Source organism: Umezawaea endophytica, assembly GCF_025061645.1.
GTDB classification, from domain to species: domain Bacteria; phylum Actinomycetota; class Actinomycetes; order Mycobacteriales; family Pseudonocardiaceae; genus Umezawaea; species Umezawaea endophytica.
On sequence record NZ_JANYMP010000011.1, the window covers coordinates 259525 to 272660 of the forward strand.

Below are 13136 nucleotides of genomic sequence, written 5' to 3' on the forward strand. Positions count from 1 at the left end.
CCAGTCATTGTGGACATATGAGCAGACTCGTCGGGGTTCTGGTCTTGGCTCTCGCAGCCGGGTGCACGACGACCGCGTCCGGTGGCAGCGCTCCGCCCACCTCGGCCCCGTCGGGCCTCAAGGTCGACGAGGTCATCGGCGGGCTGAGCCACGCCTGGGACACCGGTTTCCTGCCCGACGGGCAGGTTCTGGTCACCCAGCGGCCCGGCAAGCTCACCCTCGTCAAGGACGGCAGGGCCACCGACCTGAAGGCCGACCTGGACGACGTGCAGCCGCGCGGCGAGGGTGGGCTGATGGGTCTGGTGGTGCACCCGGACTTCGCCACGTCGAGGCTGTTCACCACCTGCCAGACCTCGCGCGACGACGTCCGGCTCGTCACGTGGCAGCTCTCCGCGGACAGCACCAGCGCCATCCGGGTCAAGGACCCGCTGCTGGGCGGGCTGCCGGTGGCCGCGAGCGGGCGGCACTCTGGCTGCCGCCCGGCGCTAGCGAAGGACGGGGCGCTGCTCGTCGGCACGGGTGACACGGCGCAGGGCACGGCCGCGCAGGACCTGGACAACCTGGGCGGCAAGGTGCTGCGGATCGACCTGAACACGGGCGCGGCGCTGCCGGACAACCCGACGCCCGGCAGCCGGGTCCTCACCTACGGCCACCGCAACGTGCAGGGCGTGGCCGTGCACCCCAAGACGGGCCAGGTGTTCACCGCCGAGCACGGGCCGGACGTCGACGACGAGCTGAACCTGATCGAGCCCGGCGCGAACTACGGCTGGGACCCCGGCCAGGGCGGCACCAAACCCGGTTACGACGAGAGCGTGCCGATGACCGACCTCACCAGGTTCCCGGACGCCGTGGAGGCGATCTGGAAGTCCGGCGACCCGACCGAGGCGATCTGCGGCGCGGCGTTCCTGACCGGCGGCCAGTGGGGCGACCTGGAGGGCGTGCTGGCGGTGACCGCGCTCAAGGGCGAGAAGCTGATGCTGTTCACGCTCACCCCGGAGGGCGGCGTGCACTCGGTGGCGATCCCGCCGGAGCTGGACGGCACGCACGGCAGGCTGCGCGGCGCGCGGGTGGGCCCGGACGGTGCCCTCTACGTCACGACGTCGAACGGCAGCGACGACAAGCTGCTGAAGGTCACCCGCGGCTAGCGGATCGTGAGCCTGGGCTTGTGGTCCATGTGGGACAGGCCCCTCCACGCCAGGTTGACCAGGTGCGCGGCGACCTCGTCCTTCTTCGGCTTGCGCACCTCCAGCCACCACTGGCCGGTGAGCGCGACCATGCCGACGAGCGCCTGGCTGTACAGCGCGGCGAGCTTACGGTCGTAGCCGCCCTGCGAGAAGTGGGTGCCCAGGATGCTCTCGACCTGCGAGGCGATGTCGTTGAGCAGCGAGGAGAACGTGCCCGTCGACGACGCGACCGGTGAGTCGCGCACGAGGATGCGGAACCCGTCCGACGAGCCCTCGATGTAGTCGAGGAGCGCGCACGCGGCCTGCTCCAGCAGCTCGCGCGGGTGCCCGCCGGAGAGGGCGTTGACGATCTGGTCCATCAGGGCTTCCATCTCGCGGTCGACGACGACCGCGTAGATGCCCTCCTTGCCGCCGAAGTGCTCGTACACCACGGGTTTGCTCACGCCCGCGCGGTGCGCGATCTCCTCGACCGAGGTGACCTCGTAGCCCTTCTCGGCGAACAGGGCCCGCGCGACGTCGAGGAGTTGCTCGCGCCGTTCCTTGCCCGTCATGCGGACCCTGGCGACCGGCGCCGCGTCTGGATCGCCCTTGCGCCGTCTCCCAGTCACCTCGGTCACCCTAGGCGCACGGCGACCTGCCAAAACGCGCGCCCCTCGCGGCGGGGGTCACCTCTTGCCGACGCGGTCAAGGCGCTGCTCGCCGCGCCCGTCCGCGATCCGGGGCTTTCCCTACGGCCACCGCACCTCCCGCGCGGTCATCATGTGCGGGTGGAGTCACCCAGCGCTCGGCCGCGCCGCCGCCGACGGATCGTTGTCCTCACCACGCTCGGCGTGGTCGTCGTCCTGCTCCTGCTCTGCGGTGCCGTCCTGGGCGGCGGCTGGTACTACAGCGGTCAACTGCTGGAGCCCGCGAACTCGCGCCCCGGCTACCCGGACACGTCCGCGGGCGGGACCGGTGGCGCGGACCAGCCCTCGGTGCTGCTGGAGCAGTCCGAGGACACCGTCCTGCCCGGCACGTGGGGGCTGCTGTGGGACGGCGGCGCCGCCCGCGTCGGACCGGTCGACGGCCGCCCGGACGGCAAGGTGCGCCGCCCGCTCATCGACGGCACGGCCCCGCCCGCGGGCACGAAGGTGCGGATGGCGACCAGCGTCTGGGACACCGACCCGAAGGCCGCCCTCGGGCTCGACTTCACCGACGTGAAGGTCAAGACGGAGCTGGGCGACGCCCCGGCGTGGTTCGTGCCCGGCACGTCGTCCACGTGGGTGGTCGCCGTGCACGGCCGCGCGGGCTCCCGCGCCGAGGCGCTGCGGGTGCTGCCGCAGTTGCACCAACGGGGCCTGCCGACGCTCGTCGTGACCTACCGCAACGACACCGAGGAGGGTGCCCCGGCGTCCCCGGACGGGCTCTACCACCTCGGCGGCACGGAGTGGCGCGACGTCGAGGCCGCCGTGGAGCACGCGAAGGCACAGGGCGCGGCGAACGTGCTGCTCTACGGCTGGTCGATGGGCGGGGCGATCATCGGCCAGCTCCTCGCCCAGTCGCCGACGGCGGCCTCGGTGACCGGGGTCGTCCTGGACGCGCCGGTCACGAGCTGGACGAAGACCCTGGAGCTCCAAGCGGCCAACCGGGACGTGCCCGTCGCGATCGTGCCGGTCGCCGAACTCGTCTCCGACTGGCGGGCGGACATCGGCTTCGAGCGGTTCGACCTGGTCGAGCACCCTCCCGCGACGAAGCCGAAGACGCTCGTCTTCCACGGCAACGCGGACGGGACCGTCCCGGTGCAGGGTTCGCGGGACCTCGCCACGGCCGCCGCGCGCCTCCAGTGGCCGCTCCAGTACGTCGAGGTGCCGGGCGCGGACCACACCGCGGCGTGGAACACCGACGCCGCCGCCTACCAGCGGAATCTCGACGACTTCCTGAACGGCGTGATCGGCACCTCTTGACCTGGCACAACACCGTACGTCATGATCGAATTACGCAACGGTAGCGGCCAGTTGAGTGGTCGTGCGACCAAGCACGGCGCAGGCATGACAACATGTGTTCGCGCGGGTGAGGTTCGCCTCGCCCGATCCGCCATGGTGTAAAGGCAGCACCTCTGATTTTGGTTCAGATGGTCCAGGTTCGAATCCTGGTGGCGGAGCGGAACTGTCGGACCGGGGCCTCCGGTCCGAAACCCTGCGGTTGTTGCATGGGGGTGTGGGTCGCTGCACGACGAAGCGGTCGATGAGCAGGACAACGTGTCGCCGGCGCTGCACGAGATGTCCGACGCCTGGCTGGTCGGCCGCGCGCAAGAACTCATGGCGATCGCTCAGAGCAGCCACCTGGCGGACCAGCTCGACGCCGCGAGCGAGGTCGACGAGATCCTCGAAGAGGCCCAGGGCCGCGGCGAACCGCGGATCGTGGCGCAGTTGCTCAGGGCCGCCGCCGTCGTCCGCCTCGTGACCCCCGGCCTGGTCGACCTGTCCGATCCCCTGCTCGACGAGATGCTCGCGCACACCCAGCGGCACGGCCTGGTCGTCCTGGAGGCCGAGGCGCACGCGCTGCGCGGTCGCCGGTTCCTGCTCGGCAACGTCGAGGACAAGGCGCTCACCGAGGTCGCCCGCGGGCTCGCGATGCTCGAGGAGGGCCTCACCCCGGACCCGGTGCTGGACAAGCGCACCTGGAACCGGCTGCTCGCCTCCGCGTTGCAGAGCACGGGTCTCGTGCTCACCCAGCTCGGCGTGTTCGCGCTGGCCGACGAGGTCCTGGCCAGGGCGAACGAGGCCATCAGGGAGAGCGCTGGCCCGCACCAGATCTACGTGCACCTGCTCAACCGCACCCGGCTCAAGATCGGCTGGGGGCTGCGGATCGAGCGGGTCGACAACTTCGACGAGGCGATGGCGCACTTCGCGATGGCGTCGGCCATCGCGAAGGCCGTGGAGGGCCCGTTCCGCGAGTCGCTGCACCCCGGCCGCCGCGACCGCTCGGCCGCCGACCAGGTGCCGGTGATCGGCGCCGCGCACGCGCTGGCCGCCCCGTCCTCCGAGCACCTCGACCGGCTGTGGACGCTCATGGAGCTGTCCATGTACGCCCGCGAGCTGATCATCGTGGCCATCGCGCTCGCCCGCTGCCTGGAGACCGAGCAGCGGGTCGACGAGGGCCTCAAGGTGCTCAGCGACGCGCGCAAGCGCCTCGAGCACGACACGTCCGAGCCGACGCTGATGCTGTGCCTGGTCCGCGAGTTCGCCCGCCTGTCGGACACCGCGGGCGAGGAGACCGTGTCGGCGCTCCAGAGCTACGCGACGGCGCTGGAGGTCGAGCTGTGGCAGATGCAGGAGGCGCGCACGTCGACCCTCATCACCCGCCGCGACCACGAACGGCTGACGCGGGCGCACGGCGCCATCGCGCAGCAGGCGATGCAGGACCCGCTGACCGGGCTGCCGAACCGCAGGGCGCTCGACGAGAAGATGGCGACCCTCATCACCGGCCAGACCTACCCGCTGTCGATCGCGCTGGTCGACCTCGACGGTTTCAAGGTCGTCAACGACCGGTACTCGCACGCCGAGGGGGATGACGTCCTTCGGGTGATTGCGAGCACACTGCGCCAAGCCCTCCGGGGTGACGACATGGTGGCCCGGTACGGCGGCGACGAGTTCGTCGTGCTTCTGCCCGGCGCACCCCTCAGCGCCGCGCAGGCCGCACTGGGTCGAGCGGTGGATGCTGTGGCGGGCTTGCCTTTGGACCTCTCACGCGGGGTCACGCTGTCCGTCGGCGTGATCTCGCTGAGGCCCCGCGAGACCGCGAACCAGGCCCTGTCCCGAGCCGACTCGGCGATGTACGTGGCGAAGCGCCAAGGTGGATCCCAGGTGGCCGCCGTAGCGGGGGAAGCCGACCCGGAGGCCTAGTATCGGCTCCTGGCGGGAGCCAGGTCCCTCCCGTCGCAGGCATGTCTGAGAAGAACTGCTTCTAAGGGAGAGCGCTGATGCTCCAGGGTGGTAGCACCCCAGGCTCCGCAGGCCCCGTCAGCACCATCGTCCTCGCCGCGGGTGAAGGCACCCGCATGCGTTCGGGGACCCCCAAGGTGCTGCACCGGATCGCGGGTCGTTCATTGGTGGAGCACGCGGTGCGCGCGGCGGCCGGAACGGAACCCGACCACCTGGCCGTGGTGGTCGGCCACGGCCGAGCAGCCGTCACCGACCACCTGGACGCCCTCGGCGTGGCGCTCGACCGCAAGGTCACCGTCGCCGTGCAGGAGGAGCAGAACGGCACCGGGCACGCCGTCGGCTGCGGCTTGGCGGAACTGCCCGCCGACCTCACCGGCACCGTGCTCGTCAGCTACGGCGACGTGCCGCTGCTGGACACCGACACCCTGCGCGGCCTGCTGGCCGAGCACGTCGAGTCCGGCAACGCGGTCACCGTGCTGACGTCGGTGCTGACCGACCCGACCGGCTACGGCCGGATCGTGCGCTCGGCCGACGGCGCCGTGCAGGCGATCGTCGAGCAGAAGGACGCCACCGAGGAGCAGCGCGCGATCACCGAGGTCAACTCCGGTGTGTACGCGTTCGACGCGGCGGTGCTGCGCGACGGCCTCTCGCGGCTGTCCACGGACAACGTGCAGGGCGAGCTGTACCTGACCGACGTGCTGGGCATCGCCCGCGGCGACGGCAAGCGGGTCGGCGCGCTCATCGCGGGCGACCCGTGGCTCGTCGAGGGCGTGAACGACAAGGTCCAGCTCGCGAAGCTCGGCGCGGAGCTGAACCGCCGCCTGGTCGAGCGCGCCATGCGCGCGGGCGTCACCGTCGTCGACCCCGCCACGACGTGGCTGGACGCCGACGTGGAACTGGCCCGCGACGTGCTCATCGAGCCCGGCGTGCAGTTGCGCGCGGGCACCACGGTCGGCGAGGGCGCCACCATCGGCCCGGACACGACGCTCTCGGCGTGCGTGATCGGCGCGGGCGCCTCGGTCGTCCGCACCCACGGCAGCCAGGCCGAGATCGGCGACCACGCGGGCGTCGGCCCGTTCGCCTACCTCCGGCCCGGCACGAAGCTCGGCGCGACCGGCAAGATCGGCACGTTCGTCGAGGTCAAGAACTCGGACATCGGCGTCGGCAGCAAGGTCCCGCACCTGAGCTACATCGGCGACACCACGGTCGGCGTGCACAGCAACGTCGGCGCGGCCAGCGTCACCGTCAACTACGACGGCGTGAAGAAGCACCGGACCGTCATCGGCGACCACTGCCGCACCGGCTCGGACAACATGTTCGTCGCCCCCGTCACCGTCGGCGACGGCGCCTACACCGGCGCGGGCAGCGTCATCCGCCGCAACGTCCCGCCGGGCGCGCTGGCCGTCTCCGGCGGCCCCCAGCGCAACCTGGAGGGCTGGGTCACCAGCCGCCGTCCGGGCACCGCGGCCGCCGAGGCCGCGGAACGCGCCCAGTCGGCCCAGACCGTGGATCCCACCGATGAAGGGCCTCGACCGTGAGCGTCTCGATGTCCGTGTCCGGCACACCGAAGAAGAACCTGATGCTCTTCGGGGGCCGCGCGTACCCCGAGTTGACGGAGGAGGTGGCCAAGCACCTCAACGTCTCGGTCACCCCGCAGTCCGCCTACGACTTCGCGAACGGCGAGATCTTCGTCCGCTTCGAGGAGAGCGTCCGCGGCTGCGACGCCTTCGTCATCCAGAGCCACTGCGCCCCCATCAACCAGTGGCTGATGGAACAACTGATCATGGTCGACGCCCTGAAGCGCGCCAGCGCGAAGCGCATCACCGTGATCATGCCCTTCTACCCGTACGCCAGGCAGGACAAGAAGCACCGCGGCCGCGAACCCATCTCCGCCAGGCTCGTGGCGGACATGTTCAAGACCGCGGGCGCCGACCGCCTGGTCTCGGTGGACCTCCACACCTCCCAGATCCAGGGCTTCTTCGACGGCCCGGTGGACCACCTGTGGGCCATGCCACTGCTGGCGGACCACGTCCGCGAGAAGTACGCGGGCAACGACCTAACAGTGGTGTCACCAGACGCCGGCCGCACCAAACTGGCCGAGAAGTGGGCAGACACCCTGGGCGGCAGCCCCATCGCCTTCATCCACAAGACCCGCGACCCACTACGCCCCAACGAGGTGGTCGCGAACCGCGTGGTCGGCCAGGTCAAGGACCGCACCTGCGTGGTAATCGACGACATGATCGACACCGGCGGCACCATCGTCAAAGCGGTGGAGCAACTCCTCAAGGAAGGCGCCGCAGACGTAGTCATCGCCGCCACCCACGGCGTCCTCTCCGGCCCAGCCTACGAACGCCTGCAGAACTGCGGAGCACGGGAAGTCATCTTCACAGACACCCTCCCAATCCCCGTGGAGAAGCGCTTCCCCACCATGACAGTCCTCTCCATCGCCCCCCTACTGGCCCGCGTAATCCAGGAAGTCTTCGAAGACGGCTCAGTAACCAGCCTCTTCGACGGCAACGCCTAACCACACCCACCCACACCCCCACCACCCACAAGCGGCGCCCACCCGGGCGCCGCTTGTCTGCTTTAAACGCGCCCACCCACCCACCGCCACCCACCCACCGGGCCCCCGGCCGCCCCCGGACCACAACGAACCCGCCACTATCCGGCCCTTCCAACCCCACCCCCCGGCCGGACCCCGACTCTTAGCGCCCGTCATGGCTCGCTTCGGTTGTCAAGGCATCTTTCCCGCCTTGACAACCGAAGCGAGCCATCGACACACTCGCGCGATCGGGGTTCCCCCACCCACCCCAAACGGACCCGCAACCCAACCTCCCCCCAAACAAACCCGCCACACCACCCACCCCCAACGGACCCGCGACCCCTCCCCACCCCAAACGGACCCGCGACTCACCCCCCACCCCAAACAAACGCCCCCCATCACCCATCCGAGCCCCATCCCAGCCCCATCCCAGCCCCATCCCAGCCCCATCCCAGCCCCATCCCCACCCATCCGAGCACCAATCCCGCACCCCGATTAGGGCTCCAACAAATCCCGGCCTACACTGCTCAGGTTGCCTCGGCGAGGGCGAGCATCACGTTCGGCGTGATCGACGCGGCGGCTTTGATGCCGCGCGTGTCTGTCTTCTTCCGCGCACCGCGCTGCTCGCCGCCGCAGGCTGCCGCCCCCGCCTAGCCCGCCCGACGTACAAGGAGAGCCCCACCGTGTCCGAGGTCCGTCTCGCTGCCGAGCAGCGCACCGAGTTCGGCAAGGGCGCTGCCCGCCGCACCCGCCGCGCAGGCAAGATCCCCGCAGTCCTCTACGGCCACGGCTCCGACCCCAAGCACCTGGCTCTGCCGGCACTTGAGTTCGCCCGTGTGATCCGTGAAAACGGCAGCAACGCCGTTCTGACGCTGGCCATCGACAGCGAGACCGAGCTGGCGCTGACCAAGACCGTCACCACGCACCCCCTGAAGAACTACATCGAGCACGTGGACCTGCTCCTGGTCCGCCGCGGCGAGAAGGTCACGGTCGACCTTCCCATCGTGCTCGTCGGCGAAAGCGCTCCCGGCACCCTGCTCACGCAGGACATCACCTCGGTCTCGATCGAGGCGGACGCGCTGAACATCCCGGAGCAGGTGGAGTTCACCGTCTCCGGTATCCAGGCCGGCACCCAGATCCACGCTTCCGACCTGGTCCTCCCCGAGGGCGTCACCCTCATCACGGACCCGGACGCCCTGGTCGTGGCGGTCAACGCCGCGCAGGCGGCTGACGCTCCCGAAGAGGCCTCCGAGGCCACCGAGGAAAGCTGAGCCCCATCACGTCGGGCAGATCGAACGGCACCCCACCCCCGCACGACCGCGAGGGTGGGGTGCCGTTCGTCTACCATGATCAAGATGCTTTGAGCCCCGCCGACGTCCGGACGGTGAAGTTCCCCCGCCACGCCCGCGCGGGCCAGGGCTACGACGTCGAGCAGGTCGACGGCTTCCTGCGGCGGCTGGCGGACGCGTTGTCCGGCCGGATCAGGGTTCACCCGGACGAGGTGCGTTCGGTGGTGTTCCACCGGGCCGTGACGGACCAGCGCGGCTACGACCCGCGTCCCGTGGACGACTTCCTCGCCCGCGTGGAGCGGCAGATGCGGGCGGGTTACGTGCCGCCGACTGGGTTGCGCGGCGGCGAGGACCTGATCACCGTGAAGCTGCCCAGGGCGGCGAACGGCTACGATCGGGTCGAGGTGGACGCCTTCCTCGGGCGGGCCGCCGCCGCGTTGGACGGTCGCAGCAGGATGACCGCCGGCGAGGTCCGCAACACCAGGTTCAGCACGACGTCGGGTCTCCGGCGCGGCTACCGGGTGCAGGCGGTGGACGCCCTGTTGGACACCCTTGAGCAGGAGTTGCGCTTCCGTGGCCGATGAGTTGGCGCTGGTGGTCGGCCTGGGCAACCCCGGCCCGAAGTACGAGGGCAACCGCCACAACGTCGGGTTCCTCGTGCTGGACGAGTTGGCCGCCCGCGTGCGCGGCAAGTTCAAGGCCCACAAGGGCGGTGCCGAGATCGTCGAGGGCCGCCTGGCGGGCCGCCGCGTGGTCCTGGCCAAGCCCCGCAGCTTCATGAACCTCTCCGGCGGCCCGGTCGCGGGCGCCGCGAACTTCTTCAAGGTCGCGCCCGCCGACGTCATCGTGGTGCACGACGAGCTGGACCTGCCCTACGGCACGGTCCGGATGAAGCTCGGCGGCGGCGACAACGGCCACAACGGCCTGCGCTCCATCACCAAGTCGCTGGGCACGAAGGACTACCTCCGCGTCCGCTTCGGCGTGGACCGCCCGCCGGGCCGCATGGACCCGGCGGACTACGTCCTGCGCGACTTCTCCGCCGCCGAGCGCAAGGAGCTGGCGTTCGAACTGGACCGCACCGCCGACGCCGTCGAAGCGCTGCTCACCGACGGCCTCGAAGCGGCCCAGAACAAGTTCCACTAACTACCCCGCCGGCACCAGCGCCGTCGCCGCCGACCGGCGGAGCTTCCCCGACGGCGTCTTCGGCAGGCTGCCCGGCTTCAGCACGACCACCGCGAACGGCCTCAACCCCACGGCGTCCACGACGCGCGAGGTGATCTCCTTGCGCATCGTCTTCTCGACGTCCTCGTCACCGGCGGACTTCGACTCGACCACGACGGCGAACCGCTCGCGCCGCGTCCCCGCCTCCAGCCGGACGGCGACCGCGTTGCCGGGCCGCACGCCTTCCACGGAGCACGCCGCGCGCTCGATGTCGGTCGGGTAGATGTTGCGCCCGCCCATGATGATCACGTCCTTGCGCCGTCCGCAGACGACGATCTGCCCGTCGACCACGTACCCCTCGTCGCCGGTCTCCAGCCACCCCTCGGCGTTCTGGGTCGCGAGCGGCCCGTCCACGGTCAGGTAGCCGGGCGTGACGGCTTCGCCGCGCACCCGCAACTGACCCACGTGGCGCTCGGGGAGGACGTTGCGCTCCTCGTCGACCGCCTGCACCTCCAGGCCCGGCACGGGCGGCCCCAGGAGGGGGAACGTGCGGGCGTTCGGCGTGTCCTCGGACACCGGCACCGCGCGGTGCTCGGCCTCCAGTTGGTCGGGGTCGATGACGTCGACCGCGAGCCCGGTGAACACCGGCGCGAACGCCACGGCCAGCGTCACCTCGGCCATGCCGTACGCGCACATGATCGACTCGGGCCGCAGGCCGAACCGCGCGCCCGCGTCGGTGAAGGCGTGCACGGCGGCCGCGTCGATCGGCTCGGCGCCGTTGAGCGCGAGCCGCATCGACTTCAGGTCGAACGCGTTGTCGTCCTCGACCGTCGACATCCGGCGGGCGGCGATCGAGTACGCGAAGTTCGGGGCCGCCGTGATGGTGCCCTGGTAGCGGCTGATCAGGTCCGGCCACAGGGTCGGGCGGGCCAGGAAGTCGACCGGCGTGACCTTGACCAGCTCGATGCCGAAGAGCATCGGGATGGTCAGGAAGCCGACCATGCCCATGTCGTGGAACAGCGGCAGCCACGAGATCATCGTGTCCGTCGACGTGTCGAGCGCCGCGGCCGTGCGCATCGCGTACGCGTTGGACATCAGGTTGCCGTGGGTGATCCGCACGGCTTTCGGGTCGGCCGTCGAACCGCTGGTGAGCTGGAGCAGCGCGGTCGCGTCCTCGCCGACCTCGACGGGCGCGGTCAGCGGCTCGCCCGCCAGTTCGTCCAGCTTGCGGTAGCCGATGCCGTGCTGGTCGAGCACGCCCGCCAGCGCGTCGAAGGGGCTGCCGAGCAGCACCAGCTTCGAGTCGATCATCGAGAGCACCTTGATGGTGTCCGCGGCCCACTCGGCGAGGTCGGTGCGCGCGGTCGGCTGGTGGAGCATCGTCGTGCTGCCCCCGGCCATCCACACGGCCTGCACGGCGGGCGCGATCTCCGCCGGGTCGGCGGCCAGCACGGCGACGGCCGCTCCCGGCGACGTCCCGCCCGCCACGAGCCCGCCCGCCAACCTGGCGGCGTGCTCGTGCACCTCCGCCCAGGTGCGGCGCAGGGGCGCCTTGGGCTCCCCCGTCGTCATCCCCTTGGCCTGACCACCGGGTCCGGTGGCGGTGTCCAGCATCGTGTTCACGAACGTGCTCATGGTGGTCAGGGTAGATCGACCGACCCGTGCGCGCGTCCGCCGAGCTCGATACTTACGGCGCGGACGCCGCAACCACCGTCATTAGGCCATTGGGGCTAATGTTTTCGGCTGTCATCCGGAGATACTTCCCTGAAAGGGTTTAAAGGGAGGCACGGGTGGATCGGGCTGGCCACGACACGAAACATCACCAGCCTGCGCATCCCGCGCCGCTGCTGAGCGCTGACGACGTCAGCCAGGTGGTGTTCCACCGCCCGCCGGCAGGTGAGCAGGGCTACGACGAGGACCAGGTGGACGACTTCCTGGACCGCGTCGAGGAAACGTTGCGCAGCAGGGACACCGTCACCGCGCGGGACATCCGGGCGATGCGCTTCCCGGTCGCCAGGCCGGGCGCGGTCGGTTACCACATGACCGAGGTCGACCTGTTCCTCGAGCTGGTGGCGGAAACGCTGGAATCGACCCCGCAGCGCCGCCAGGCGGTCGCGCCCGCGCTGGGCGCGCACGCGACGTCGACCAAGATGCAACCGCCGCCGAGGCTGAAGCCGGAGGACGTCCGAGGGGTCCGCTTCCACAAGCCGCGGGGCGACACCCCCGGCTACCACGAGGGCGAGATCGACGCGTTCCTCGCCCGCATCGAGGCGACGCTGCGCGGCGAGGACACCCTCACGGCGCTGGAGGTCCAGGAGATCGAGTTCGGCGAGGCCACCGCGGACCAGTTCGGCTACGACGAGGACGACGTGGACATGTTCCTCGACCTCGTCGTGGTCACCCTGGAGCAGTCGCCGCCGATCCCGGTCAAGCCGAAGCCGGTGGAGCCGCCGCTGACCGCGCGGGACGTCCGCACCGCGGCGTTCGGCAAGCCCCCTCGGGGCAGGCGCGGCTACCAGGAGTCCCAGGTCGACAAGTTCCTGGACCGCATCGAGGACACCCTCCTCGGCCAGGACGACCTCAGCGCGGCGGACGTGCGGGAGATGAAGTTCAGCCGCCCGCTCATCGGCCGCCGGGGTTACGACGAGGACGAGGTCGACGCGTTCCTCGCCCGCGTGGAGAGACAGCTCGCGGGCGGTCCGGACGTTCCCGGTCGGATCCCGCCCATCACCAGTTGGAAGCAGCTCCGCCAAGTCCGCCTGCCTCCGGCGGCGGCGCACCAGCGCGGCTACCGGCAGGCGCAGGTGGACCGCATGCTGGAGGAGATCGGCATCGCGCTGGACGGCATGCTGGGAGCCACCTCGGCGGACATCACCAAGGTCAGGTTCGCCCACGCCCTCCTCAACGGCCAGGGCTACGACTGCGCCTTCGTGGACGACCTGATGCCCCGCCTGGCAGCGGAACTCCAACGCCGGGGACGCTGAACGAGCGGAAGGGCGGCGTTCACGAGAACACCGCCCTCCTCCGCTGAGCGCAC

The 13136-nt window shown here is 70.7% G+C and carries 11 protein-coding genes and 1 tRNA gene; 10 read left to right on the top strand and 2 right to left on the bottom strand.

Annotated elements, in window-relative coordinates:
- The first annotated feature begins 17 nt into the window (after positions 1-17).
- The gene (locus tag NZH93_RS23950) at positions 18-1145 is read left to right on the top strand and encodes a PQQ-dependent sugar dehydrogenase (protein ID WP_259625420.1); all 1128 of its coding nucleotides are present in this window, start codon (positions 18-20) and stop codon (positions 1143-1145) included.
- On the opposite strand, the gene NZH93_RS23955 is transcribed toward NZH93_RS23950, so the two are convergent.
- Positions 1142-1735, bottom strand: a complete 594-nt coding sequence (locus NZH93_RS23955; protein ID WP_259625462.1) for a TetR/AcrR family transcriptional regulator — start codon at positions 1733-1735, stop codon at positions 1142-1144. The two genes, NZH93_RS23950 and NZH93_RS23955, sit on opposite strands and share 4 nt — an antisense overlap.
- 216 nt (positions 1736-1951) lie before the next feature.
- On the opposite strand from NZH93_RS23955, the gene NZH93_RS23960 reads away from it, so the two are divergent.
- The 8 genes from NZH93_RS23960 (at position 1952) to pth (ending at position 10081) form a co-directional block, all read left to right on the top strand.
- Complete coding sequence (locus NZH93_RS23960; protein WP_259625421.1) at positions 1952-3127, top strand: alpha/beta hydrolase family protein; 1176 nt, start codon at positions 1952-1954, stop codon at positions 3125-3127.
- A gap of 126 nt (positions 3128-3253) precedes the next feature.
- A tRNA-Gln gene (locus tag NZH93_RS23965) sits at positions 3254-3324 on the top strand.
- A 97-nt stretch (positions 3325-3421) separates the two neighbouring features.
- Complete coding sequence (locus tag NZH93_RS23970; protein ID WP_308214230.1) at positions 3422-5068, top strand: GGDEF domain-containing protein; 1647 nt, start codon at positions 3422-3424, stop codon at positions 5066-5068.
- A gap of 77 nt (positions 5069-5145) precedes the next feature.
- Positions 5146-6645: a bifunctional UDP-N-acetylglucosamine diphosphorylase/glucosamine-1-phosphate N-acetyltransferase GlmU gene (gene glmU / locus NZH93_RS23975; RefSeq protein WP_259625422.1), complete on the top strand. Its 1500-nt coding sequence runs from the start codon at positions 5146-5148 to the stop codon at positions 6643-6645.
- Positions 6646-6653: 8 nt separating this feature from the next.
- Positions 6654-7631, top strand: a complete 978-nt coding sequence (locus tag NZH93_RS23980; RefSeq protein WP_259625423.1) for a ribose-phosphate diphosphokinase — start codon at positions 6654-6656, stop codon at positions 7629-7631.
- 701 nt (positions 7632-8332) lie between these two features.
- The gene (locus NZH93_RS23985) at positions 8333-8920 is read left to right on the top strand and encodes a 50S ribosomal protein L25/general stress protein Ctc (RefSeq protein ID WP_259625424.1); all 588 of its coding nucleotides are present in this window, start codon (positions 8333-8335) and stop codon (positions 8918-8920) included.
- An 89-nt stretch (positions 8921-9009) separates the two neighbouring features.
- Entirely contained in the window at positions 9010-9522 is a 513-nt protein-coding gene (locus tag NZH93_RS23990) for a DivIVA domain-containing protein (protein ID WP_259625425.1), read from the top strand.
- Positions 9512-10081 (top strand): aminoacyl-tRNA hydrolase, encoded by a 570-nt coding sequence (gene pth / locus NZH93_RS23995; protein ID WP_259625426.1) that lies wholly within the window; start codon positions 9512-9514, stop codon positions 10079-10081. Before NZH93_RS23990 ends, pth begins: the two co-directional genes overlap by 11 nt.
- Here pth and NZH93_RS24000 read toward each other — a convergent pair whose 3' ends face one another.
- On the bottom strand, positions 10082-11734 hold the full coding sequence (locus NZH93_RS24000; protein ID WP_259625427.1) for a fatty acyl-AMP ligase: 1653 nt from the start codon (positions 11732-11734) through the stop codon (positions 10082-10084).
- Positions 11735-11889: 155 nt separating this feature from the next.
- Here NZH93_RS24000 and NZH93_RS49970 point away from each other — a divergent pair, with 155 nt between their 5' ends.
- Positions 11890-13083 (top strand): DivIVA domain-containing protein, encoded by a 1194-nt coding sequence (locus tag NZH93_RS49970; protein ID WP_308214231.1) that lies wholly within the window; start codon positions 11890-11892, stop codon positions 13081-13083.
- Positions 13084-13136 lie beyond the last annotated feature (53 nt).

What these genes read in the sequence shown, in the direction of transcription:
- NZH93_RS23950 (WP_259625420.1), top strand. Translation starts at nt 18, where the DNA reads ATGAGCAGACTCGTCGGGGTTCTGGTCTTGGCTCTCGCAGCCGGGTGC.
- NZH93_RS23955 (WP_259625462.1), bottom strand. Translation starts at nt 1,735, where the DNA reads ATGACGGGCAAGGAACGGCGCGAGCAACTCCTCGACGTCGCGCGGGCC.
- NZH93_RS24000 (WP_259625427.1), bottom strand. Translation starts at nt 11,734, where the DNA reads ATGAGCACGTTCGTGAACACGATGCTGGACACCGCCACCGGACCCGGT.
- NZH93_RS23980 (WP_259625423.1), top strand. Translation starts at nt 6,654, where the DNA reads ATGTCCGTGTCCGGCACACCGAAGAAGAACCTGATGCTCTTCGGGGGC.
- glmU (WP_259625422.1), top strand. Translation starts at nt 5,146, where the DNA reads ATGCTCCAGGGTGGTAGCACCCCAGGCTCCGCAGGCCCCGTCAGCACC.